Genomic DNA, 21,872 nt, shown 5'->3' on the forward strand with positions numbered 1-21,872 from the left:
TTGTTAGCCTATACCCTTGGGGCCAAAAAGGATGATATTATTAAGCTTATAACTAGTATGAAAAAGAATCTATATTTAACGCCGATAATTAAATTTGAAGGCTTTTCGCTGTGTAAAGGGTTACATAACAAGAGCAAAATTTTGAGGATTAGCATTAAGGGTAGGAAAGCACTAATCGAAGAGAATGAACTGAAAATTAAGGAGATTAGGAATTACTCAGGAAAACCTGATGAGTACGATCTTGAATTGGATACATGGAACCCTAACTTCAACAAAAGGGCAGATTATATCAGAGTAGAACCTACCGAATTCGATGAGAACAGAGGGTTAAAAGAAGGGGATAATACGAGGGTGATAGATGTAAAAGGGTACATAGTAGACTACGGGAAGAGAGACTTTTTTGTAGATTTGATAACACCTGATGAAGAAGTTCTCAATGAACTTGAATATTTTCCTTTTATAAGGGTAGCATATGAGCTTGAAGATCTGGAAGGATTAAGCCTACATTTAGTAGAATTATACGTACCAGAAAGTTATCTGAATTTAGTTATAAAAAGCATTGATTATATGTGTAGAATAACACTATGTGAAAAAGTAATTAGCTTTTCGTCATTAAAGGGAGGCTAAATTATATCAAGGTTTATCACTTTAGGTAGTATTCCTCTTTCGGCAGTGAGTTTATAGAAAGTCTCTAAGCCCCTCTTTACGTCCGCTAAAGGTACGTTATATTCTTGAATATCAGCCCATATTGTCTTTCTAATAATTTCTTCTTCTATATTTTCATTATGAGCTTCTCTCATGATTTCGGCATCTTTCTTTATAATTTCGTCCAAATGTTTTTCTGCATAAACTTTACTCTTTAGATAGGCTTCTTTGAACTTTATAGCTATATCCTTACCTAGATCTTTATTCACTACTACCATTCCCATAGGCATGGGAGCGTTTCCGGCAACTTGCTTCCATAGCTCCCACATGCTAGCAATTCTGTGTACTTTGATCCCTAACTTCTCTAAGGCATACATCATTTTCAGTTCATGTACAGCAACTAACACATCTCCTTCTTTACCTAATCCTTTTATCTCATCAAGGACTTTTTTAATTATAACAAGCTTTCTATACTTACCTATAAGCAGCTTGTACAAGGTATATGCTGTTGTATTATGGCCATGCACTATAACTCTGGAATTCTTTAAGTCTTCTAGGGTTAAAGGCGACGTAGATAAAATGGGCATCCCGGTTATCCCGTCTATGGCTGAAGCTACGGCTTCCCCTATCACGTAATAATCTTGCTGAATATAAGGATACATTGCAGCAGATGGTACAGCTACATCTACATCTTTTTTCAAAACCATCTCGTTAGTATCTTGTACGGTAGTAATCACTTCGAATTCTAAGTTAATCCCCTCTGGCTTTACTTTACCCTCAATTAATGGTATAAATGGGTATAGGTCTCCTGAGTCTGCTAATGGCCCAACTTTTATTGTTACCATGACCAAATTTTTTGCTAAGGTGAATAAAAATGTTTGTTGCGGTAGGTTCTACAAACAAGGCAAAGGTAGAGGCTGTCAAGGAAGCTCTCAGAATTATAGGTATGAAAGCTGAAGTTAAAGCCGTAAAAGTAGATCCGGAAGTACCTCCTCAACCAGTTTGCAATCAAACTTTTGTAGGTGCTAAAACTAGGGCTTACAAAGCGTTAAGACACACACATGCTGATATTGGAATAGGAATAGAGGGCGGTGTATTTTATTACGAAAATAGAATGTTGGCCTATGCAGTGGTTTATGCAGCAAGTAAAAAAGGGATAGAGAACTTCGCGTTTTCAGCATCTTTTCCTTTACCTCTCTCAATGACTTCGCTTTTAGTCGAAGGAAAGGAGTTAGGTGAGGTTACGGATATTATATTCTCTACGAAAGAGAGTAAACAGAGTGAAGGGGCAATTGGGTACTTAACTAAAATGCATATAACTCGTAAAGATCTTTACGTTCAACCTGTTGTGATAGCCTTATATCCTTTTTACAACAATGTAGATTAATGGCAAATAAAAAGAGAGTTCTAATACTAGGAGCTGGATTTGCGGGCTTGACTATTGCTCACCGATTGAGGGAAAATATTCCAGATAAAGCTGACGTTATAGTTATTTCATAATCGGATCGAGTTTACGACAATACAATATTTCCAGCTCTGCTTACAGACGATGTAAAAATTGAAAACACGTATTTTCTTGCATCTCAAAAATTACCGCCAAGAGGCATTGAGTTCATTGAAAGTAAGGTCTTAGAAATACGACCGGAATCTAATGAAGTAAAGACAGATAAAGGCACATTTGATTATGACTACTTAGTTGTCGCTCTAGGCGGAGCTTATGAAGAAAACTTCAATAAAATTAAGGGTCATGAAAACGCATTTATGCATCACACACTTGAGGGATTTTTAGGTATAAAAAAGGTTGTAGAAGAAAAAGATGAAATAAACGTATTCGTAGGTAATGCAATGAACAGCCCTATCGAAGGTCCCTCCTATCAAGTTGCCTTTATACTGGAATATCTGGGTAGAAAACTGGGAAAGAGGGTAACAGTATATCTAGGTACGCAAAGCCCTAAAGGTATGTTCGGGATATTACCGGTAGATTGGATCCCAAAACAAGTGAATGCATATGCTGAAAAAAGAGGGATTAAGTTAATAAAAGGAGTTTATGTTAAGGAGATCTCTAGAAACAAAGTTTTGTTAAGTAACGGAAACGAGATTGATACTAACTTAATTTCCGTTCTTCCTACACTCTCCGCACCCGAAATAGCAAAAAAAGCTGGGTTAACAGACGAATCTGGGTTTATCTCAGTGGAACATCCCACTTTTAGATCTACTAAATTTAGGAATATATTCGCAGTCGGCGATTCTGCAAAAGGTATGATCCCGGCAAAGACCGGAAGAGCGGCTATGATATCATCTGAAAATGCAGCCGCTACAATTGTAAAGGAGCTTAGTGGTAGAACTCTACCTTATTATGCACAAGGAGTCATATGTATGATGCATGCCGGAGATTATTCAGGGATGTTGATATTCGATGTAAATAAATATGTTAAGAAAATAGACTTTAGGTGGGGCTCAATGTACAAATATCTCAAGAAGTTATATTCTGCAATGTTAATATCGTCTGCATTCAGTGTACCATACCACATGGCGTTACCATATTACAATTAATTTTTTGAAATCAATAAAATACATCTCCCTTAACTAGCTTTGAAAAGAGGATACCAAGTTCAGGCAGTTTTACAGTATCATGCTCATTAGGTCTAGGAACCGTTGATAAGTAGACACCGTAGTCTTCATGTTTTCCGTCCTTAGGTTCTCCATAAGGTGAGAATATTATGAAATCCTGAACTCTATTTATTATTTCTTTAACGAAGCCGTCAATCTCTCTATAGATCTCGCACTTATCTATGCTCCCGTTATTTACTAAGAACCTGTCTAGAGCTGTCACATCTGCTATTACTGGGTTTTCATCTATGTTTTTAAATATAGCTTCTTTAACTTTGTTTAGTTCGTCCTTTATGGGTACAGTCTTGTCATAAGGTAATTTAACCTCTCCATAGGTAGGATTAGTTATAGGTATATTAATTGCAACTGCCTTAGTAATCTTGATTAACTTCAAATTAGGGAGAGAAGATAGAAAACCGCTTTCGTTGATATCATCTGTCATTTCTAAAATGCTAAGCCATGCAGGAGTAGGGTGGTTGTTCTTGTTCTTATTAGCCACTACTCCCCTGAAAGTACTACTGAAGAGCATCAATAAAGTTCTAGGATTACATTTCATAAAACTTGAATAACTCAACCCATCAATTCCTAAAAGCAACGGTTTCATATTATTCACCTAGCAATGCCTTAATTCTTGTCTCTATCTCTTCTCTAGGAACTGCTCCCAGCAATTCATCTACTGGTTCTCCGTTCTTGAAGAATATAACTGTAGGTAAGCTCATTACTCCATATCTGGCTGAGATATCTGGATTCTCATCGCTGTTAATTTTTCCGAAACCTACTTGTGGGTAATCATGTGCTAGCTCTTCAATTATAGGTGCTAATATAAGGCAAGGAGCGCACCACTCAGCCCAAAAGTCTACAACAGCAACCTTATGTGAGTTTATGAAAGAGTCAAAGTTACTGGAATCAAGATGTGCTACTGCCTCTCTCCTCTGCTCTTCTTTTTTAGATGCTACTTTAGCTAGCTTCTTAGCTTTTTCCTCCAAAAGCTTCTGTAACTCAGGATCATTTTCCTCGTTCATAACTATCCAGATACTGTTTTCCTCGTACTTTAAAAAGTTTATTTTGTTTAATTTCTAAAAACAATGTTATGGTTGAAATTATCATAGTAGGTGGAGGAATTGTAGGTGCCGTCGTTGCTGATAAGCTTCAAGATATGAACAAAGATGTAAAGATTATAGAAAAAGAACGTAAAGTTAAACAGCTTAACTCAAACCGAAGCGTATGGTCTATTATACCACCATTATGCGGGGACTTAATGGAAAAGTGTTTATCTTCAATAGATTATTATGTCCAGCTATCACATAAGTACGGTGTTATATACAAGGAAATGAGTGTTATATCAGATAAACAGATAGGAAGAGAAATTTCGATGAACAAATTGAAAGAGATGGAACCCGATATTACTGTACCTGAGAGTACAAAAATGTACATCTACGAAAGGGCTCTTTATTTAGATGGAGAGAAACTTTTAGAAAAGGTAACGAAAAGTGTTATGATAAATGAGGAAGTGATCGGATACGAGATTAAGGATAACAAGATAACGAAATTACACCTTTCGTCAGGAGAGAACATTTCGGTGAACGGGAACGTTATTTTCTCTACCGGTTATCTCACTATAAAACTTTTTGGTATCAAAGATCTCGAGGTCTATAAGGGTCATTTGATCTCGAGTTCTTCTTCCTTCACTTTAAATAATATCTTGTTTTACAAAGGTAAGATATTCTTAAAGAGAAGAGGTTCAGAAGTTATTATCAGTTCGGATGCAGAGAAAACCACAGATAATAAGATAAACAATGAGAAAGTAAAAGATGCGGTGAATACAGTTAACTCCATCTATCCATTGAGTCATCAGATTTTAGTTAGCGTAGGTTTCAGGACAGCTTCGAGCAGCAAAAAGTACGTTATTGAAAAAATTGCTGAAAACGCGCTAGTTATTACTGGATTTAGATTTGGGTTTGCAATGGCTCCCTTTATTGTGGATGAGGCTTTAGGTCTTCTAAAGAGTGGGTCGTCATGAGAGTAAACTTCTTAATGTCTACAAAAGACCCTGTAGGAATTACGATTAAAAAACTAGGGTATAGGTTTGATGAAATAGAAGATGATGTGATAGATTTCAGGTACGACAAGGGAGACGTTATTGTTATATTTTCACGTCATGAGAGCTCGTCTAAGACTCCTTCATTAACTGTTCATTACCCTGGAAATCCGGGGTCTAATGCTTTTGGAGGAGAACCTTTTAAACTAGGGATAGCCTTTCCTAAATTATTATCCTCAATTTTTAGAGAGATATTAACTTTACCCGTGGATATCCAAAAGGCTATTGAAGCTACTCATCATGGTCCCACGTATCAGACTCATCCGGTGATCTTTGTGGAGATAGGTAGCGATATAAACTACTGGCAAAACGAGAACCTTGTAAAAATGATGGTTGAGGCTACCTTGAGAGGTGTGGATAAGTTCGATCAAACCGTATGTGAAGAGATTATTGCGGGAGTAGGAGGGACTCACTATACACCTTATTTTTCGAAGATAAGTACGTCTAAATGTATAGGGCATGTTGTATCCAAATATTACTTAAATGAGATAAACCAAGAGGTTGTGAGGCAAGTTATCATGAATTCCGTTGAGAAAGTAGATAAAATAATATTCGATAACGTTAATTTTTCTATTAAGAATAAAATTATAGAGTATATAAAATGGATCAACAGTAATATAAAATTAGAGTCTAGATAAGATTTCAGTTGTTAAAATAGGAGTTCCGATACAGATTATCTTGCAGTTTTTTGCATTCTCGTCATTGCATTTGACTATACTTATACTTGCATTTGGTAGTGAGATTCCCCAAGAACCAATGTCGTCTAAATCTATAAGATATGAGAGAAAAGCCCTAATAGGGTCGTAATGACTCACGGCGATAATTGTTCCTTCCTCTTTCTTAATAATATCTTCTACAAAGCTAACTATCCTCTTCATCAAGATCTCCCATGGCTCTAATCCTTTAGCCGAGATTTCTCTTTTATAAACTTTTACTCTCCAGTTATTAATTTCGTCGATTCTAAAGTTATTCAATTCGCCTAATTCCCTCTCTCTTAATCTATCATCTATGATTGACACTAGTCCTAACTCCTCTCCTATTATCGATGCAGTTTGGTAAGCTCTTAGTATAGGACTACTATAAAGTCTCGTTACTGCTGGGATTTTCCTTAACTCTTTAGCGGTCTCTTTAGCTTGTTGTCTACCTTCGTCAGTCAACGGGTATTTGTTTATATCGTCAGAAAGAATTCTTTGAACGTTTGAGACTGATTGGGCATGTCGAATAAACACTATAACAACCATGTTAAAGAGCTTTTACACGCTGATTATAAAAAATTGTTTTTGAATAATTTTCGATAAATTGCCCCTTGTCAAAATAATAATAAAGTTTATCAGAGGCGTATAGTCAATAAGATCTTATGGAGACAAAAGTAGGAATTATAGGAAATAAGGTGATCCACGTCATAAGAGATACTGATCCTATATCACTAGCAGCAAAAGAGCTTAGAGAACATAACATAGGTGCACTTGTAGTAATAGATAATAATAATAAGATAGTAGGAATATTCACAGAAAGGGATCTAATTAAAGTAGTTGCTGATGGCAGGACTGATGCAAAAGTGTCTGATTACATGACTAGAAATGTAATAGGAGTTACAGAAGACACAGATATAGTAGACGCACTAGAAGTTATGCTGGATAATGGTTTTAGACATCTGCCGATTTTAAGTAAAGACGGAAAGATAACTGGATTAGTGAGTATAAGAGATTTAGTGAAAGCTTTATTAGACCCTCATGTTTTTCAATTTAAAAAAGAGGCTTCGGAAGTCAAGGGTTCTGGTTATATATGTCCAGTCTGTGGAATAGAAATTGATGAATTCGGATATTGTGGTTGTGGCACCGGCTCTGGATAAATTTTATTAGTATAGTATTCATTTTTTATCTAATGATAATATTCTATGCGATCGGTGAAAGAGATAGGGCAAAGGAGCTTGTAAAAATTATTACTAAAACTAGATGGAAAACAGTATCTAAACATGCCATAAAAATTGCTAGTTCATCAATAGGTGCTTCTATAGTTTTATTCAAGCCTACAAAAGCAGGTCTAGCAGTAGCATTATGGTTAAAGCAAAAAGCCGAAGAGTTGGGTATGATGGCGATGGTAGGTTGGTTCACGCAAATCGAGAATATACCGCCTGAGGTGGAGGAAGCGATAAAAACTGATTTAAATAAGCTCTTAATGAAGGAGTTGGACGTTCCTTGGTCACCTGAGATTAATGTAAAAAATCTGTAAAAATACTTATTAATCAAAAATATAAATTTAAGTTAAAATAAATATTTTCTAAATCAGAGTTAAGAGAAAGGTACTAATTAACCCGTTATCTGATTCGGCTCAAGTAATTTCTCGTTCCTGAATTGTACGGTATCGTTACTCTTAGTTATTATCGTATAGTCCACTATGCCGGAAAGGTACTTCTGAATCTTCTCAAATCTTCTCTGGTCAAATGTCATAAATGACTCATCAATTATGAAGAACGGACTCTTAAAATACTCTTTCAATCCTATCAATACTAATACCAATGCTATTGCAGTCTTCTCTGAAGTAGACAGTTTCTTCAAATCCATCTTCACATTGTCCTTCTTTATTACTATTCTATATTTCTCATCTATTTCAGCTGTATAATTAAATTCAAGATCCCTCATTAAAGAGTTAGCCAGGTTGCTAAAAGTGTCCTTCACTACAGTTAGTCTTCTAATGTATTCCTTATCTAGAGTAGAAATTTGATCTTCTATATCCTTTATATTCTTTCTGAAGCTTTGTAGTTCTTCCATAATTCTTTTAGGTATGCCTATTCTTTGTAGCTCTAACTCTATATTGCTCCTTTGTTGCTGAAGCTCTTTTATACGTTTATCAAGTTCACTTTCTCCACTTAAGCTTAAGTCTTTGGTGTCAAGCTCCTCTATTTTTTCCTTCAGTTCTCTAATTTGTCTCTGCAATGTTTCAATAGATTTTTGTATCTCACCTATCTCTAGTTTATACGTTTCTAGTTCATTTTGCTTATTAGTTAATTGTTGTTCATATTTCTCTATTTCTTTTACTTTATTAGTAATTGTATTAATCCTGCTTTGTAAGTTGTTTATTTCCTTTGTTATCTCGTCCCTTTGTCTAGTTACTTCTGTTAGTTCTTTCTTTATGGTATCTAATCTCTCCTTCCAAATTGAAGGATTTACTTCATGTCCACAAACGTAACATACGGCTAAATGTCTCTCATCAGCCTCTTTTATTTCATCTAGTACTCTCCCAAGCATTCTGTAGTCTACGTCTAGGTTATACTTTTTTGAGTTAAGATTTTGTAACTTTGCGTTAAGTTCTTCTATCTCTTTTAATAAATTCTCTTTAGAAATAGAGTTCAGATTCTTTTTAAGTTCTTCTATCTCTCTCTCAATTCTTTTTGCTTTAGCTTCCTTTTCTCTCAATTCTTTTTGCCTTACTTCAAGTCTTTTTTCTAAGTCTTCTAATCTATTCTTCTTAGTTATCCTGATACTATTTTCAGTGTTTATTCTTATACTCTCTCTATCTTTTTCTAGTTTCTCTAACTGTTGATTTATTGCCTCTAATTGTTTCATATAATTTTCAGCTTCATTATATTTCTTTTGATATTCTTCATATGTTGCTTTTATTTCTCCCAGTTTATATTGTAAGTTTTCTTTTTTCTTCTTAATCTCATCAATTTTTGATGCCGCAGATATAAACCACTCTATGTTCTCGTCTCCGACTAATATTCTTGCTACTAACGGGTTCTCGGGTGAGAAATACGACAGTAGTAATGCATTTTTATCATCCATATACAGTTTTTTCTCCTCCTCTATCCTATTCTTAATTCTCTTAAATCTTCTGTAATATAATTTGCCGTCTATTTCAGCTTCGACATATCCTTCATCACTAAAAACATTCAGCAGATCCTCCGCTGTTATCTCCGATGTTAACAACGAAATCAAAGCTCTCGCTAACGATGTTTTACCATATGCATTAGGCGCTTCGTATATAGATATGCCCTTCTTTATAGAGAGATAAAGTTCTCTGCTAATACCGCCTACATTATAAAGCCTAACTTGCATTAATCATAATACGTGATACTCACCTTAAAAATATTTTGATTAAACTAATAGGGATATTAAGGTTTAGGCTAATTCTAATGACATTTATATCTCTCTGGAAAGAATGAGAACAGTTAGCTCGTACTAACTCAAGTAGAATTATTTTATTTTTATTAAGAATTATTCAAGTAATTAAGGGCTAACCTTTCTGTTATCAAGAGAAAAATAAAGTTTAAAGTAAATTGCAAAAGTATTAATCCTACATGAAAAGAAAGGTTATTTTTGATACAGATACAGCAAGTGATGACACTATAGCTCTCTTATTGTCACTAGAATTTTTCGACGTGGAAGGAGTTACAGTAGTTGCTGGAAATGTGAAGTATGAAAATGAGATAAATAATGCTTTATTTACTCTAGAATATTTCGGCTATTCTCATGTACCGGTCTTTTTAGGGGCTTCTAGGCCGATTAGAGGTATCTGGAGGACTGTTGAAGAAGTTCATGGAGAGAAAGGTATGGGGAGGTTGGATATACCAAAACCCTCGAAAAAACCAGAAAATATTTTTGCAAGCGATGCAATAATAGAGCTATCAAAAAAATATAATGGAGAACTAGAAATCTTAGCCGTATCACCTTTAACGAATTTAGCATTAGCGTACTTGAAAGATCCTTCTATAATAAAGAGAATTAAGAAGGTCTGGATTATGGGAGGTGCCTTTACAAGAGGCAATACGACGGAAATCGCAGAGTTCAATTTTTGGGTAGACCCAGAGGCTGCTGAGATAGTCTTGAAAAGCGGTTTTGATATTACAATAGTACCGTGGGAAATAGCTGAGGAAGCCGCTACAATAACAGATGATGAGTGGTCAAGAATTTCATCTATGGGTACAAATCGTTCGAACTTTTTTATCAAAGTTAATGAAGTTCTAAGAGAATACTCCAAAAGTACAGGATCCAAGGGTAGCGTACATCCAGATTCACTAACTGTAGCCATTGCTTACGACAACAGTATTATTCTCGAATCAGTAGAGAAAAGAGTGGATGTAGAGGTTTGTGGAAAATCAAGGGGGGCTATGCTGGTGGACTGGTATGATATGACAAAGAGTGATATAAAGGTAGAAATAGTTACAAAAGCAGACTCCTCTAAGTTTAAGAAGTACTTATTTGAGGTTCTTTCAAAAGCTTAGAACATTCCGCAGTAACAACGACGTTAAGGGATTTAACATTTATTCCTTTCTCACTCAGTTCTTTATATAACCCCTCAAGATCTACATTAACGTCTATAATTTGATTAGAGTCTTCACAGTAAACATTTACGTGTAAATCCCTCTTAATTTCATACCACGTTATTCCGTTAACTTCGAACGAATTTAGTAGCCCCGCTTTTTCCAGGGCATTAAGCGCGTTGTATACTGTGGATAAGCTTATACTTGGCTCTGATTTCTTAAGCTCATTATATATCTGCTCACCGTTAAAATGACCTCCACTATACAATAGTTTTAGTATTGACAGTCTCTGAGGTGTAACCTTCAATCCTTTTTGTCTTAATAGGTCAGCTAAGTCTATTTCCACAAGTAATAACAACTAACACAAAACAATTTAAAAATTATTTACAAATGTGATATATTCTATAATTTTCATGGGATATAACTCATACCTTATAATTGGAAAAGGCATTTTATATTGTTGTTTATGTACGGTTCATGTGTATTTTATGGATGTTTCACTGTAAAAACTTTAAATTCCGCGAGTAAAATTGTTTTTAATAGGCAGGATCACCTCTGGGAGTATGAGTATTAACTCAACGATGACCAGAGGGCCAATGTTTAAATCGTGGATTCCTCTTTGATATCTTCAACAGTTCTTTTATCTTCGACACCCTCCACTTTAATTATCCGTTTGATGATGTTAATTTTTTCATTAATATTTTCAAGGAAGATAATAAGGTCCTCTCTTCTTCTCTTCAACGATAAATGGAAGGGATTCTCTTCATACCTTCTGTCTAGGAAGAGCAGCTCACGTTCAACTAACTCTTTCTCGTTCTCATAATATACGTAAAGCTCTATTATGTCAAGGATATCTTTCCTTTCCTCAGCTTTTAAAGAGTAATAAGGGCAAATATAGCATAGAAGAGGGTGGGGTGTAGCTCTTCTATCTTTTCCGATCCACTCGAGCAATATTGAATCTTTTTTGATTACATATCTGGAACAAACTCCATTCATAAAGTAAATGCAGCTGTCCCTCTTCTTTCTCCCCTCTTCTATCTTGTCTTCATAATTACTTATCTCCTTTGAAAATACCATATCAGCAATTAGCTCTCTAAACTTCTCCATCAAATAATATACTATGAATTTATGAGTTTAAATTTCATTATGATATACCATGGGAATAGTAAGAGAGCCTATAATCGTGAGGCCACACGATTCATTGTTACATACAATAAAGATTATGACAATGGAATATGTGCCTAAGTTGATAGTAGGGGATGAGAACGGCAATCCTTTAGGTGTAGTGACACAAAAAGATGTTCTCAAGTTTATAAGTAAAATGGGAAGTAGAGAGCTTGATAGCGTTTACGTCTCCGAAGTTATGAGAAAGGATATAGTGACGGTTACAAGTGACATTGAACCGCTTGAAGCCGCTCAAATAATGATAGAGAAGAAACAACCTATGCTAATAGTCACCTCGGACAGCGGGAGAATTTTAGGTATGATAATAAAAAGCGACCTATCTCAGTATTACGGTAGTTTGATTAGAGGAATACAAAAAATTTCGGAATATATGACCAAAAATCCAATAATTATCAATGAAAATTCTAGCATGCATGAGGCATTGAACTTGATATTATCAAACGACATCAGCAGATTAATAGTGGTCAGTGACGGGAAAATTGTCGGTACAATAACCACCACAGACCTCTTATATTTAGCTCCAGTGTTGAAGATGAAGGAAGTTAACGTAAAAGTTAAGGAGGTAATGACACCAACTATTGTTATAGTAGATGAATATGAGGACCTAAATTACGCTGCTAGATTAATGGCTAATAGAAAGGTCAAAGGTCTTCCCGTAGTGGGTGTTTCCGGAGAACTAAAAGGTATACTAACTACAACTGATATTGTTAGAGCGTTAACTGATGAGAAAACTAGAAAATATCTTCTAGAACTTAAACTCTACACTACTACCTTTTAATTACTTCAAGCTTATGTTCGATACTGTTTTCTTTATCTCTCCTATCATCTATTTTAATAAGGGTGACTATCCTCTTAACTCCCATCCTTTCCAGTTCATCATTGATTTCTTTCAGTACGTATCCAAGTTTGGTTATATCGTCTAGTTCTAATGTGGACATTGCAGGTGAAGGGTAGTATTTTATACCTAATCTATCTAGGACATCAAAAACCTTCTTTATATAAGGCGAAAGGCTTGTACTAGATGTTCCTATCGGTTCGACACTTATATCTACAAGAACTTTTTTAGGCATACAGAAATTCTATCACTTGGACTTAAAAAAATTTATAAGAACTGACTTGGCCACCACTCCTCTTGTTTAGGTTTAAACCCAAGTAATCTCATAACCCTTTTCGCATCATCCCTACTGATCCTTACGTCTTTATGAACTTCTAACAACGGGTACGGATACCCTCTTACTGAAATTGCCGCTAAAGTGTTTATGAATTCTAACAGTTTTCCTCTTTCAAAAAAGTCAAATTTTAAGATCCTGCCATCTTTATCTAGCCTCACCAATGAAGTGTAAAATTTTAGGTTTGACATTATCCTACTTGCTTTTTTACTTACTACATACTTATCCTCAATTGTTTTCTCCGTGGGTTGAGTATAACCGATACCTTGAGTAAAGAGCTCTAAAACTACTACATCGGAATAAGGTTGACCAAAGATGTCCGATGACTTACTGTTTTTAGATATGAATAGAAGTTTCTCTCTATACTTCTCTATAAGTAGCGAGATAGCATAGTGGTTTTCCGCAACTAATAACTTGTGCATTTTTTCCTCGCTTTCTCTCTCCTTGAGGGAGATAATATCATCGACAGTAAATATATCATCTATATCCGAAATTTTCTCAGTTACTTTATGTCTTCCTATCTTTTTTGCTAAACTTCCGTCCAATAGGATTAGGTCGGCTTTGTCCCCATTCTTTATTGCCAATTGCAACTCCATTAATTGCATAACAAGCGAGATTCTTTCCTTAGCATGATTACCGGGCCTGAAAGCATCAATTAGCACCTTATCGTCTACTCTCTTTATATTTCTTCCATCATACAATACAGCTTCAGCATCAACGATAAACACTACTCCTGATCTAGTCTCTTTAGACCACATTCCACCGTCAATAGCTAAAATGTTTTTTGAAGGTATATTAGTTGGAGGTAGATATGTAATCCATTTGGTATCTAATTTTTCTTTAACCATGGCAAATAACTGGTTTTTTAATTCAGCAGTGCTTACTAGTATTCTTTGTTTGTTTTCTAGTATTTCGTTATACAACCTGCTGATCATTAGATACCACCTCCACCTTGCTTATGCCGCCTTTCTTTTCCAACTTGAGTACATAATCTCCAGCCTCCATTAACTCCTCTTCGTGAGTTACAAGAATAATTTGGTGAACTATTTCAAGAGATGACCGTATTATGTCTATTAACTCTCTCCTTCTGTACTCATCAAGATTAACCGTTGGTTCGTCCATAATCAATACTCCGGAATCTCTCATTAGAGATTTAGCTATCGCAAGCCTTAAGGCTATTGCAATAGATGTTCTTTCCCCACCGCTTAAAGCATTTACAGGGACTTCGTCCCCTTTATCATTATACACTACTATTGCACTAGCTTTGTTCTTTCCCTTACCTCCCTGCTCAAAATTAAGTTCTAAAGCTCTATATGTTAGATCAAATTTAGAAAGTATAGTTATGAGATTATTCTCTATGGATGTTTTTGCATTATTCTTAATGTAAGCCTGAAGTTTCTTCTCGCTTAATATCTCCCTAAGTCCCTCTAGGTTCTTCTTTGCATCGATTAACTTTTTCTCTTTTTCCACTTTCTTTTTAATCTCTTCCAGCTCCTTAAGGTCGTTATCTATGGTAGACTGTAATGCTTTTATTTCTCCCTCTAGCTTTCCCATCTCTACAGATAATCTGTTGTATTCGTCGTTCATTTTTTCCACTTCCTCTTTTAATTTTTGGTAATAGGCTACATCAAACTTAATTGTACTGATTTCCTCTTCCACATTCTTCAGTTCATTTTCCAGTGTAGTCTTTCTTAGTTTCTCGTTTTGTAGGACTGCTAGTTTAGCTTTTACGTCCTCTAACTTTCTTTTCAGGCTCTGAATCTCAGTAATCTTATTCTCAATTTGTTTCTCGATCTCTAATAATTTTTTATTGTCATTAGGTAATTCAAACTCTTTAAGTATTTGTGATAGTTTTTCTGTGTCTTCAGCTTTTTGTTTCTCCTTCTCAGCTATTTCTCTCTCTAGATCCTCGATCTCGTTTTCTGACACACGGCTTACCTTCAAATATCTGTTATGATAATCTTCAAGTTTCTTTAGCTGATCCTTGACCCTATTATATTCCTCGTGGACAGGCTGGTAGTTCTTAACCTTCTCTTCATAATCCGCTTTTTGTTTCTCCAATTTTTCTAACTCTTGCTTGAGGTTCTCATACTCCCCCTTTAGCTTCTGTAAACTCAGTATTTGAGATTGAAGTTGCATTATAGTGCTTTGTAAGCTGTTGATATAATCAGACAAGCTAAGGTATTGCTTGTTTAGTTCCAGTTTTTGTTTACTTAGTTGCTCAATTTTTTCGGAAAGTTCTTGATATATTTTTGACCTCTCATGTGCACTTAAGTCTCTTCCGCAAACCGGGCATTTACTTACACTTTCAAGGGAATGTAAGTTGTTCTTAATAGAGACTAGTTGCTTGATTTCTCCTTCTACCTCACTTTTTTTAGAAGTAATTTCCTCTTTTTCTTTTCTTTTCCTCTCTAATTCTTCATTTAACGATTCTAACTTTGTCTTTAGTTCTTCATCATTAATAATTTTCATTTCTGACAGTCTTCTCTTCTTTTCCTCAATATTTCTTTTGATATTTTCTAGTATACTAGTCAGCCTAGTATACTCGTTTTCCACATTTTCTAATTCCATTTTCTTTCTGTTAAGTTCTTGATATATCCTCTCTTTATCTTCGAGCCTCTTCTTTTCCTCTAAATCAGATTTCTTTGAATTAAGTTGTTTAATTAGATTATCAAGGAATTGTGAGGTTTGTTTGATAGAACTGATTAACACTTTAGCTTCCTTTATGGCATTCAGTTTGTTATTTAACAGCTCCTCATCTTTAACTTTTGTTTCTAAGTTTTCTTTTTCTCCAAGAAGACCGGGTAATTGTCTTAATTTCTCTTCTATTTCTTGAATCTCCTTTTGTATAGAGAGTTTGTTTTGGAATAAAGCCTCTACTTTTGCCTTTTTGTCTTCGAGCTGTGTTATTTCTGTTTTTTTCTTTTGTATATCTTCTTGAATTCTCTTTACTCTTTCAGTGATCTCTTGCAATTGTTTTTGATCTTCTTCTATTCTCTTCTTGTTATCATTAATCCTCTGCTCTATAATCTTATACCTTTCTTTTTCCCCCTCTAGGTACTTTAGTTCATTATCTACTTCCTTTATTAGTTGATGAATAGGACCATTAGTCTCTCTAAGTTCATTCATCCTTTCAATTCTTAGAATTTTATCCATTATTTTAGAAATATTATCAAAAATTTCCTCTATTTTACCTTGTGCAATAAATAAAGTAGATGAGAAGATTTCTTCATCAGCATTTATCAACTTATATACTGTAGCATCAACTTCTTTGGCTCCTCTAGCTAAGGTCTTATACCCGTTTGGAAAGATTTCCGAAATAGTATCCGTTATACTTCCCTTGATTAAACGCGTAATTTGATAGGTCTTTCCGTTGATTTCAACATCTAATTCTACTTTCGCTTCTTTGCTTCCTTTTCTAATCAAGTCGTCTTGGTTTATTTTCCTCACTGGGTCTCTAAATAAAGAAAAGTAAATGGCGTCTATTATAGAACTCTTTCCAGCTCCGTTATGGCCTATAATTACGTTAATTCCAGGCTTAAACTTTATATCCGATTTTTCATGACTTAGAAAGTTTTCAAGATAAATTCTTTTTATCTCCATCATTTCAATCTAACCCCGCAAATTTCCTAAGGAGCTTATATACTTCATCTTCGTTTTTTTCCTTAAGTATTGAAAGTACTAACTTTGCGTTAGACTCTGTGTATCTGGCAACCTTGACTAAATAGTCCATAATCATTTCATCTAGGGACGAAGTAGGAGAAACTTTAGGGTTGTTTTTTGTCTCGTCTATGTAAGACGTATTGTCCTTCGCTATTCTGTAATACTCTGAGACTTTAGACAAATCTCTCAGCTTATTTACGATTTCGTTTTTCTTTCGTGGAGTCCCCTCAAGTGTAATGTGTAAAATTGGTTTTTTCGTGTTCCCGTTTATTAAGGACGTAAGCCTGATAATTAAAGACTCAACTTCTTTTTCTAGATTATTTGTATTAATCGTAACTTCTAATTGTGGTCTAATATCAGTATTGATATAATGTATAGAAGGTTCATTAGTGGAGTAATCGATAATGGTTACACCTTTCTTATTCTTTTGGTATCCCTCGAGTTCTGCTACACTTATAATATCTGGTGAACCAGCTACTTCTACGAGCGTTCCTCCATCAAGAACATGTTTTATTCTGTCATGGAAATGTCCTAAAGTTATTATTCCAAATCCCTTGGGAAGATCCGATATTTCCAGTTGATAACTGTATTGGTAAGGTAATAGCGGATTGACACCTTGATGAAGCATTAAGATGCTCTTCCTAGAGGAAGGTTTCATTTTTTCTAGTTTCTCCTTTAACGCCTTGGCTCCCGTCAAGGGAACGTGGGAGATGCCAAAAATTTCAACGTCATTTAGCTTATAATAGTTCTTTTGATGATCAAGAAGTATTAATAAACCTTCTTCTTCTAATATTCTTTGCGGGAAAATACTACTTCCTCTTTTTGGAGAATCATGGTCACCGGCAATAGCAATAAAAGGTATTTCTTTCTCTTTTAATCTCTTGAGCTCCCTTAAAGCTACCAATATAGCCTTGTTAGGTGGTTCGTTCTTGTCGAAGAAATCACCTGTATGTATAATAGCGTCGACTCTTTCTTTAATACCTATATCGATTATTTGCCTGAAGGTGTCGTATATATCTTCTTCCCTGAAGTCCTTATCATATTGTCTTTTCCCTAAGTGTGTATCCGAAACGTGTAAGATCCTCATGGTTATCCCCAGAAGGCTGTATCTATGTGCTTAATTTCATCCTCTTTAACACTCTTCCATTCTGAGATTAGATCGGGGTCATTTCCAGCTAATTTTCCTTCGAACTTATCTATTTTAACTAAGGCAGGTAACTTAACGATATTACCTACTATTATAGCCTCTCCTGTATCCAAGGACGATAACTCTTCTACCAAGTCTTCACTTAGATTATCGCTGGTTTCCAGAACGTATTTTTTGTCTGTAGGTTCTACTATCTTAAGAATTATTTTATTTGTCATCTGGCTCAGTATATTTTCGTCAAGACCTTTAGGTCTCTGACTGACTATTATCAAGCCTACACCGAATTTCCTGCCTTCTCTGGCTATTCTACCCGCCCAATGCTTAGTTAACGTGTTTTCATCTTTCGATAATAGAACGTGAGCCTCCTCTATTACAGATATGATAGGGAACTTGAGACCGCCGGTTCTCTTAATCTTATTCTCCTTTCTGGCATGTAAAATTCTTCTTAAGTAATGGGCGACTACAGCGTCTATACCGTCCTCGTCTAGAGAGCTTAGGTTAACTACATTTACTCTACCCACTTTTAGTCTATTTATTACGTCTCCGAAAGTGAAGTCTATTAGCTCGCTGTACCTATCCGCAAAGTCCTCTATCTTATTCAGTACTTCATCCCTACTATCTTTTCTTTTTTCATCCTTAGACACTTCATTAACTTTCTCGGTCAATAGCTGAACGAAATTTGTGTTTAGTTCAGCGAAACTAATGGTATTCTCAGTTATGCCATTTTTGACTTCCTCAACAAACTGCTTGAATGCCCTCCTTAAAATTCTATATTGAATTATAGCGTTCTCTCTCAGTTCTAGCAAGGTTGCAAACTCACTAACCGTTAGAGACAATGGATTAATCTTCGGTTCTATTTGGTTTAATCTAGGAATCTCACTATCGTAATATTCTCCGTGATAATCGAAAATCAGAACTGAGCCGCCGTTCTCGGCTATCCGGGATGAAAGCACGGCTACGGTATTGGACTTTCCAGATCCTGTTGCAGCTAAAATTGCTAAGTGTCTAGCCAGAGAGTTAAGTTTGATTTTAACTTCTACGTTAGTTCCTATCACCCTACCCAACCTTATTTCACCATTAGAAAACACGCTTCTTAGCTCTTCATCTGTTGCAAGCCTTATAGGTGACCCAGCTACTGGAGGTATATCAGGTCTCGATAACGTACCGTTTAGCTTACAAAGTAATTTTATCTTGGCCTTTACGAAGTAGGGGATCGAGTTATTAAATTTCTTAATTTTTTGTATGAATTCTATATCGCTTAAATTATTATCAAGGAGTGGGCTGCCGGTAAAAGTCTGAGTAACTAAACCTAACACTTTTTCGTCATCATATTCTATTACAACGTAATACCCGTTTCTTATCTTCTTTTCAAGAAGGGCTGTTGCTTGTTCGGTAGTTGCTGAGCCCACTATATATCCTATCGTCATATCAGACTAATATGCTCGATAAACATTTATTAATTTTGCGAAAATATATAGTATTACCGACTCCCAACTAATCTAGAACAAATAAAATTTATCCCAAAGAAAAATAAAAATAAAAATGAAACATTTATGCAGCTACGTTCTTTGCTGTTTGTGCTATTTTTGCTTCTTCCTCGGCGTATGCGCAGAGCATTGCTTCTACGTCTGCGTAGCCTTCAGCTTTTGCTGTTAGGGCTACTTTGTTGTAAGTATCTACGTGTTCTTTTCCTTCTTTCTCAGCAAACTCACTGAGTAGTGCTTTAACCTTTAAGAGCTCGCTTACGTTCTTTGCTGTTTGTGCTATTTTTGCTTCTTCCTCGGCGTATGCGCAGAGCATTGCTTCTACGTCTGCGTAGCCTTCAGCTTTTGCTGTTAGGGCTACTTTGTTGTAAGTATCTACGTGTTCTTTTCCTTCTTTCTCAGCAAACTCGTTTAATATTTTTTCGAGGGCGAGGTAGACCATTTAGGTACCCAAGTTATCATTACCTTAACCGGATATATAAAGATTTGTTAAACATTTTTCGTATATATCTAAAAAAATTAATGAAGTTTAGGCTACATTTATGTTAGATTCAAGAAGTTTCTCGTAAATTTCCTTAGCTTTTTGATAGTAAATCTCTGCTTGTTTCGTAAGCTCTTCTTTCTCTTTTATATCACTGATTTTTTCTGACAAGAGCTTGCTTAATAGATATATAGTAGACGTAAGCATAAATTCCTCTTTAACATCGTCACCTTTCTTATTCTTAATTTCGTTTAACCACTCTTTCATACTATTAACTCCCATATACTTTACGAGTTTTTCAAGAATTCCTTTAGCATGACCTAGCTCTACAAGAGACTTCTCTTTTACCATTTGAGCCTCTTCCTTTCTGTTAAGTTGGTACAATTTTTCTGATGTGAATGAGAGGAGTAGGTGGTCTTCAGAATTAGCCATAAACAGTCCTTTTAGCCCCATTTCTGTTTGTGTTCCTTTCATTTACCCTCAACAATTAAAAAGCTCTGGTGTTATAAAAATATTTGAAAAAAGGTGATGAATAACTCCAATGCTGAAAAGTGACGATGTAACCCGAGTCTGAGAAAGAATTATCATATATTGACGGATAATTTAATTTGTTATGATATCCGCAAAAAAGATGAGGGCTCTGGAAATAAACAGCGAAGCCTTAGGAGTACCTACATTATTACTCATGGAGAACGCCGGCAGGAGCGTTAGAGATGAAATAATAAAGAGGTTTGATCCTGAAGGCCTTAAGGTCAAGGTATTTGTGGGACACGGTGGAAAAGGTGGAGATGGATTAGTAACAGCTCGACACCTTGCAGGAGATGGTGCAGAAGTAGAGGTTTTCTTATTCGGCGAAAATAAACACAAGGACGCTGTCTTAAACCTTAATGTAATAGAAGAGATGGACTATTCCGTAAAAGTAACCGAGGTAAAAGATATATCCCAACTTTCTCCAGTGCAGACTGACGTATTAATCGACGCGATGCTCGGTACGGGATTCTCTGGTAAACCCAGAGAGCCTTTCGCTACAGCGATAAAAGTTTTCAATGAAAGCAAAGGGTTCAAGGTTTCCATAGACGTACCATCTGGAGTAGATCCTGATACTGGTGGTGCACTTGGAGAATATGTAAACCCTGACTTGATAGTGACATTCCATGATCTAAAGCCAGGTCTTCAACGTTTTTCGGAGAAAACGGTCGTAAAGAAAATTGGAATTCCGAAGGAAGCAGAAATATACGTGGGACCTGGAGACCTCGTCATAAACATAAGGAAAAGGGATTACAGAGCCAAAAAAGGCGATAACGGAAGGGTTCTAATTATAGGTGGGAGTTATACGTTCAGCGGTGCTCCTACGCTATCAGCATTAGCTGCTTTGAGAACCGGAGCCGATTTGGTTTATGTTGCCTCTCCAGAAGAAACAGCAAGAATAATAGCTGGCTTCTCACCCGATTTAATATCTATAAAACTTAAGGGTAAAAACATATCAAAGGAGAATTTAGAGGAGCTTAGACCGTGGATAGATAGAGCGGATGTTGTAGTAATAGGTCCTGGTATGGGTATGGAGCCTGAAACAGTTGAAGCCTCTAGAGTCATCGTAGATTACCTTAAGTCGTTAGATAAACCTGCTGTAATTGATGCCGATGCTCTCAAAGCCAATGCTGGGAGGGAACTTTACCCAAACGCTGTAATAACTCCTCATGCTGGCGAATTCAAGATTTTCTTTGGAGAGACTGTAAAGGAATCTATAAGGGAGAGGGTTAAACAAGTTATAGACGCCGCTAAAAGGTGTAGATGCACGGTATTGTTGAAAGGCTATGTGGATGTAATAAGTAATGGTTCGGAGTTTAGGTTGAATAAAACTGGTAATCCGGCTTTGGCGATAGGAGGTACCGGTGATACACTTACGGGGATCGTGGCTACATTTATGGCTCAAAAGGTTAATCCTTATACTTCCGCATATATGGGAGTCTTTGTGAACAGCTTAGCAGGTTCGACAGCATATCAAAAACTCGGTGAACATTTAGTAGCTACGGATATAGTTGATCACATACCGGAGGTGCTGAATAATCCGGTAGAGGCATTCAAAAACAAAGTATACAAAAGGATAATTAAAGACTAGGGTTTAAA

At 35.8% G+C, this 21,872-nt stretch carries 25 protein-coding genes; 11 read left to right on the forward strand and 14 right to left on the reverse strand.

Annotation, left to right across the window (positions count from 1 at the left end; translation table 11 throughout):
* The first annotated feature begins 57 nt into the window (after window positions 1–57).
* Window positions 58–627 (forward strand): hypothetical protein, encoded by a 570-nt coding sequence (locus WIW72_RS09700; protein ID WP_337700843.1) that lies wholly within the window; start codon window positions 58–60, stop codon window positions 625–627.
* Here WIW72_RS09700 and WIW72_RS09705 read toward each other — a convergent pair.
* Window positions 624–1,490 carry a menaquinone biosynthesis family protein gene (locus WIW72_RS09705; RefSeq protein ID WP_337700841.1) on the reverse strand — a complete coding sequence of 289 codons (867 nt, stop codon included), beginning with the start codon at window positions 1,488–1,490 and terminating at the stop codon, window positions 624–626. The genes WIW72_RS09700 and WIW72_RS09705 overlap by 4 nt on opposite strands.
* 29 nt (window positions 1,491–1,519) lie before the next feature.
* On the opposite strand from WIW72_RS09705, the gene WIW72_RS09710 reads away from it, so the two are divergent.
* From WIW72_RS09710 to WIW72_RS09720, 3 genes are all read left to right on the forward strand, one after another.
* The gene (locus tag WIW72_RS09710) at window positions 1,520–2,032 is read left to right on the forward strand and encodes an inosine/xanthosine triphosphatase (protein WP_337700840.1); all 513 of its coding nucleotides are present in this window, start codon (window positions 1,520–1,522) and stop codon (window positions 2,030–2,032) included.
* Window positions 2,032–2,145 (forward strand): NAD(P)-binding protein, encoded by a 114-nt coding sequence (locus WIW72_RS09715; RefSeq protein WP_337700839.1) that lies wholly within the window; start codon window positions 2,032–2,034, stop codon window positions 2,143–2,145. Before WIW72_RS09710 ends, WIW72_RS09715 begins: the two co-directional genes overlap by 1 nt.
* 114 nt (window positions 2,146–2,259) lie before the next feature.
* Window positions 2,260–3,198 (forward strand): NAD(P)/FAD-dependent oxidoreductase, encoded by a 939-nt coding sequence (locus tag WIW72_RS09720; RefSeq protein ID WP_337721427.1) that lies wholly within the window; start codon window positions 2,260–2,262, stop codon window positions 3,196–3,198.
* Between the two features lie 10 nt (window positions 3,199–3,208).
* On the opposite strand, the gene WIW72_RS09725 is transcribed toward WIW72_RS09720, so the two are convergent.
* Window positions 3,209–3,859, reverse strand: a complete 651-nt coding sequence (locus WIW72_RS09725) for a hypothetical protein (RefSeq protein ID WP_337700838.1) — start codon at window positions 3,857–3,859, stop codon at window positions 3,209–3,211.
* Window position 3,860: 1 nt separating this feature from the next.
* Window positions 3,861–4,277, reverse strand: a complete 417-nt coding sequence (gene trxA / locus WIW72_RS09730; protein WP_337700837.1) for a thioredoxin — start codon at window positions 4,275–4,277, stop codon at window positions 3,861–3,863.
* 68 nt (window positions 4,278–4,345) lie between these two features.
* On the opposite strand from trxA, the gene WIW72_RS09735 reads away from it, so the two are divergent.
* Both WIW72_RS09735 and WIW72_RS09740 read left to right on the forward strand, forming a co-directional pair.
* Window positions 4,346–5,275 carry an FAD-dependent oxidoreductase gene (locus WIW72_RS09735; protein ID WP_337700836.1) on the forward strand — a complete coding sequence of 310 codons (930 nt, stop codon included), beginning with the start codon at window positions 4,346–4,348 and terminating at the stop codon, window positions 5,273–5,275.
* Window positions 5,272–5,991, forward strand: coding sequence for a D-aminoacyl-tRNA deacylase (locus tag WIW72_RS09740; RefSeq protein ID WP_337700835.1), 720 nt, complete (start codon window positions 5,272–5,274; stop codon window positions 5,989–5,991). The genes WIW72_RS09735 and WIW72_RS09740 overlap by 4 nt, the downstream gene beginning before the upstream one ends.
* Here WIW72_RS09740 and WIW72_RS09745 read toward each other — a convergent pair.
* Window positions 5,977–6,594, reverse strand: coding sequence for a 2,3-diphosphoglycerate-dependent phosphoglycerate mutase (locus WIW72_RS09745; RefSeq protein ID WP_337700834.1), 618 nt, complete (start codon window positions 6,592–6,594; stop codon window positions 5,977–5,979). The two genes, WIW72_RS09740 and WIW72_RS09745, sit on opposite strands and share 15 nt — an antisense overlap.
* 116 nt (window positions 6,595–6,710) lie before the next feature.
* Between WIW72_RS09745 and WIW72_RS09750 the strand changes: the two genes are divergently transcribed.
* On the forward strand, window positions 6,711–7,205 hold the full coding sequence (locus WIW72_RS09750; RefSeq protein ID WP_337700833.1) for a CBS domain-containing protein: 495 nt from the start codon (window positions 6,711–6,713) through the stop codon (window positions 7,203–7,205).
* Between the two features lie 32 nt (window positions 7,206–7,237).
* On the forward strand, window positions 7,238–7,585 hold the full coding sequence (locus WIW72_RS09755) for a hypothetical protein (protein WP_337700832.1): 348 nt from the start codon (window positions 7,238–7,240) through the stop codon (window positions 7,583–7,585).
* A 77-nt stretch (window positions 7,586–7,662) separates the two neighbouring features.
* On the opposite strand, the gene WIW72_RS09760 is transcribed toward WIW72_RS09755, so the two are convergent.
* Window positions 7,663–9,411, reverse strand: coding sequence for an archaea-specific SMC-related protein (locus tag WIW72_RS09760; protein WP_337700830.1), 1,749 nt, complete (start codon window positions 9,409–9,411; stop codon window positions 7,663–7,665).
* A gap of 242 nt (window positions 9,412–9,653) precedes the next feature.
* On the opposite strand from WIW72_RS09760, the gene WIW72_RS09765 reads away from it, so the two are divergent.
* Window positions 9,654–10,577, forward strand: coding sequence for a nucleoside hydrolase (locus tag WIW72_RS09765; protein WP_337700828.1), 924 nt, complete (start codon window positions 9,654–9,656; stop codon window positions 10,575–10,577).
* Here WIW72_RS09765 and WIW72_RS09770 read toward each other — a convergent pair.
* Together WIW72_RS09770 and WIW72_RS09775 are read right to left on the reverse strand one after the other, a co-directional pair.
* On the reverse strand, window positions 10,540–10,962 hold the full coding sequence (locus WIW72_RS09770) for a Fur family transcriptional regulator (protein ID WP_337700826.1): 423 nt from the start codon (window positions 10,960–10,962) through the stop codon (window positions 10,540–10,542). The genes WIW72_RS09765 and WIW72_RS09770 overlap by 38 nt on opposite strands.
* A 254-nt stretch (window positions 10,963–11,216) precedes the next feature.
* The gene (locus tag WIW72_RS09775; protein ID WP_337700825.1) at window positions 11,217–11,723 is read right to left on the reverse strand and encodes a hypothetical protein; all 507 of its coding nucleotides are present in this window, start codon (window positions 11,721–11,723) and stop codon (window positions 11,217–11,219) included.
* Window positions 11,724–11,772: 49 nt separating this feature from the next.
* On the opposite strand from WIW72_RS09775, the gene WIW72_RS09780 reads away from it, so the two are divergent.
* The gene (locus WIW72_RS09780; RefSeq protein ID WP_337700823.1) at window positions 11,773–12,579 is read left to right on the forward strand and encodes a CBS domain-containing protein; all 807 of its coding nucleotides are present in this window, start codon (window positions 11,773–11,775) and stop codon (window positions 12,577–12,579) included.
* Here WIW72_RS09780 and WIW72_RS09785 read toward each other — a convergent pair.
* From WIW72_RS09785 to WIW72_RS09815, 7 genes are all read right to left on the reverse strand, one after another.
* Window positions 12,569–12,871: an MTH1187 family thiamine-binding protein gene (locus WIW72_RS09785; RefSeq protein WP_337700821.1), complete on the reverse strand. Its 303-nt coding sequence runs from the start codon at window positions 12,869–12,871 to the stop codon at window positions 12,569–12,571. The two genes, WIW72_RS09780 and WIW72_RS09785, sit on opposite strands and share 11 nt — an antisense overlap.
* A gap of 32 nt (window positions 12,872–12,903) precedes the next feature.
* A complete protein-coding gene (nurA, locus tag WIW72_RS09790; RefSeq protein WP_337700819.1) occupies window positions 12,904–13,905 on the reverse strand; it encodes a DNA double-strand break repair nuclease NurA in 1,002 nt (333 codons plus the stop codon).
* The gene (rad50, locus tag WIW72_RS09795; protein ID WP_337700817.1) at window positions 13,886–16,576 is read right to left on the reverse strand and encodes a DNA double-strand break repair ATPase Rad50; all 2,691 of its coding nucleotides are present in this window, start codon (window positions 16,574–16,576) and stop codon (window positions 13,886–13,888) included. Before rad50 ends, nurA begins: the two co-directional genes overlap by 20 nt.
* A gap of 1 nt (window position 16,577) precedes the next feature.
* Complete coding sequence (gene mre11 / locus WIW72_RS09800; protein ID WP_337700815.1) at window positions 16,578–17,720, reverse strand: DNA double-strand break repair protein Mre11; 1,143 nt, start codon at window positions 17,718–17,720, stop codon at window positions 16,578–16,580.
* A 2-nt stretch (window positions 17,721–17,722) separates the two neighbouring features.
* Window positions 17,723–19,207 (reverse strand): DNA double-strand break repair helicase HerA, encoded by a 1,485-nt coding sequence (gene herA, locus WIW72_RS09805; RefSeq protein ID WP_337700813.1) that lies wholly within the window; start codon window positions 19,205–19,207, stop codon window positions 17,723–17,725.
* A 124-nt stretch (window positions 19,208–19,331) separates the two neighbouring features.
* Complete coding sequence (locus tag WIW72_RS09810; protein WP_337719697.1) at window positions 19,332–19,706, reverse strand: hypothetical protein; 375 nt, start codon at window positions 19,704–19,706, stop codon at window positions 19,332–19,334.
* A gap of 87 nt (window positions 19,707–19,793) precedes the next feature.
* Window positions 19,794–20,219 (reverse strand): hypothetical protein, encoded by a 426-nt coding sequence (locus WIW72_RS09815; RefSeq protein WP_337703220.1) that lies wholly within the window; start codon window positions 20,217–20,219, stop codon window positions 19,794–19,796.
* Between the two features lie 139 nt (window positions 20,220–20,358).
* Here WIW72_RS09815 and WIW72_RS09820 point away from each other — a divergent pair, with 139 nt between their 5' ends.
* Window positions 20,359–21,864, forward strand: a complete 1,506-nt coding sequence (locus WIW72_RS09820; RefSeq protein ID WP_337703218.1) for an NAD(P)H-hydrate dehydratase — start codon at window positions 20,359–20,361, stop codon at window positions 21,862–21,864.
* Window positions 21,865–21,872 lie beyond the last annotated feature (8 nt).

Origin of the sequence: Stygiolobus sp. CP859M (assembly GCF_037389975.1) — an archaeon.
GTDB lineage: Archaea > Thermoproteota > Thermoprotei_A > Sulfolobales > Sulfolobaceae > Stygiolobus.

What these genes read in the sequence shown, in the direction of transcription:
- WIW72_RS09700 (WP_337700843.1), top strand. Translation starts at nt 58, where the DNA reads ATGAAAAAGAATCTATATTTAACGCCGATAATTAAATTTGAAGGCTTT.
- WIW72_RS09705 (WP_337700841.1), bottom strand. Translation starts at nt 1,490, where the DNA reads ATGGTAACAATAAAAGTTGGGCCATTAGCAGACTCAGGAGACCTATAC.
- WIW72_RS09710 (WP_337700840.1), top strand. Translation starts at nt 1,520, where the DNA reads ATGTTTGTTGCGGTAGGTTCTACAAACAAGGCAAAGGTAGAGGCTGTC.
- WIW72_RS09715 (WP_337700839.1), top strand. Translation starts at nt 2,032, where the DNA reads ATGGCAAATAAAAAGAGAGTTCTAATACTAGGAGCTGGATTTGCGGGC.
- WIW72_RS09725 (WP_337700838.1), bottom strand. Translation starts at nt 3,859, where the DNA reads ATGAAACCGTTGCTTTTAGGAATTGATGGGTTGAGTTATTCAAGTTTT.
- trxA (WP_337700837.1), bottom strand. Translation starts at nt 4,277, where the DNA reads ATGAACGAGGAAAATGATCCTGAGTTACAGAAGCTTTTGGAGGAAAAA.
- WIW72_RS09735 (WP_337700836.1), top strand. Translation starts at nt 4,346, where the DNA reads ATGGTTGAAATTATCATAGTAGGTGGAGGAATTGTAGGTGCCGTCGTT.
- WIW72_RS09740 (WP_337700835.1), top strand. Translation starts at nt 5,272, where the DNA reads ATGAGAGTAAACTTCTTAATGTCTACAAAAGACCCTGTAGGAATTACG.
- WIW72_RS09745 (WP_337700834.1), bottom strand. Translation starts at nt 6,594, where the DNA reads ATGGTTGTTATAGTGTTTATTCGACATGCCCAATCAGTCTCAAACGTT.
- WIW72_RS09750 (WP_337700833.1), top strand. Translation starts at nt 6,711, where the DNA reads ATGGAGACAAAAGTAGGAATTATAGGAAATAAGGTGATCCACGTCATA.
- WIW72_RS09755 (WP_337700832.1), top strand. Translation starts at nt 7,238, where the DNA reads ATGATAATATTCTATGCGATCGGTGAAAGAGATAGGGCAAAGGAGCTT.
- WIW72_RS09760 (WP_337700830.1), bottom strand. Translation starts at nt 9,411, where the DNA reads ATGCAAGTTAGGCTTTATAATGTAGGCGGTATTAGCAGAGAACTTTAT.
- WIW72_RS09765 (WP_337700828.1), top strand. Translation starts at nt 9,654, where the DNA reads ATGAAAAGAAAGGTTATTTTTGATACAGATACAGCAAGTGATGACACT.
- WIW72_RS09775 (WP_337700825.1), bottom strand. Translation starts at nt 11,723, where the DNA reads ATGGAGAAGTTTAGAGAGCTAATTGCTGATATGGTATTTTCAAAGGAG.
- WIW72_RS09780 (WP_337700823.1), top strand. Translation starts at nt 11,773, where the DNA reads ATGGGAATAGTAAGAGAGCCTATAATCGTGAGGCCACACGATTCATTG.
- WIW72_RS09785 (WP_337700821.1), bottom strand. Translation starts at nt 12,871, where the DNA reads ATGCCTAAAAAAGTTCTTGTAGATATAAGTGTCGAACCGATAGGAACA.
- nurA (WP_337700819.1), bottom strand. Translation starts at nt 13,905, where the DNA reads ATGATCAGCAGGTTGTATAACGAAATACTAGAAAACAAACAAAGAATA.
- rad50 (WP_337700817.1), bottom strand. Translation starts at nt 16,576, where the DNA reads ATGATGGAGATAAAAAGAATTTATCTTGAAAACTTTCTAAGTCATGAA.
- mre11 (WP_337700815.1), bottom strand. Translation starts at nt 17,720, where the DNA reads ATGAGGATCTTACACGTTTCGGATACACACTTAGGGAAAAGACAATAT.
- herA (WP_337700813.1), bottom strand. Translation starts at nt 19,207, where the DNA reads ATGACGATAGGATATATAGTGGGCTCAGCAACTACCGAACAAGCAACA.
- WIW72_RS09810 (WP_337719697.1), bottom strand. Translation starts at nt 19,706, where the DNA reads ATGGTCTACCTCGCCCTCGAAAAAATATTAAACGAGTTTGCTGAGAAA.
- WIW72_RS09815 (WP_337703220.1), bottom strand. Translation starts at nt 20,219, where the DNA reads ATGAAAGGAACACAAACAGAAATGGGGCTAAAAGGACTGTTTATGGCT.
- WIW72_RS09820 (WP_337703218.1), top strand. Translation starts at nt 20,359, where the DNA reads ATGATATCCGCAAAAAAGATGAGGGCTCTGGAAATAAACAGCGAAGCC.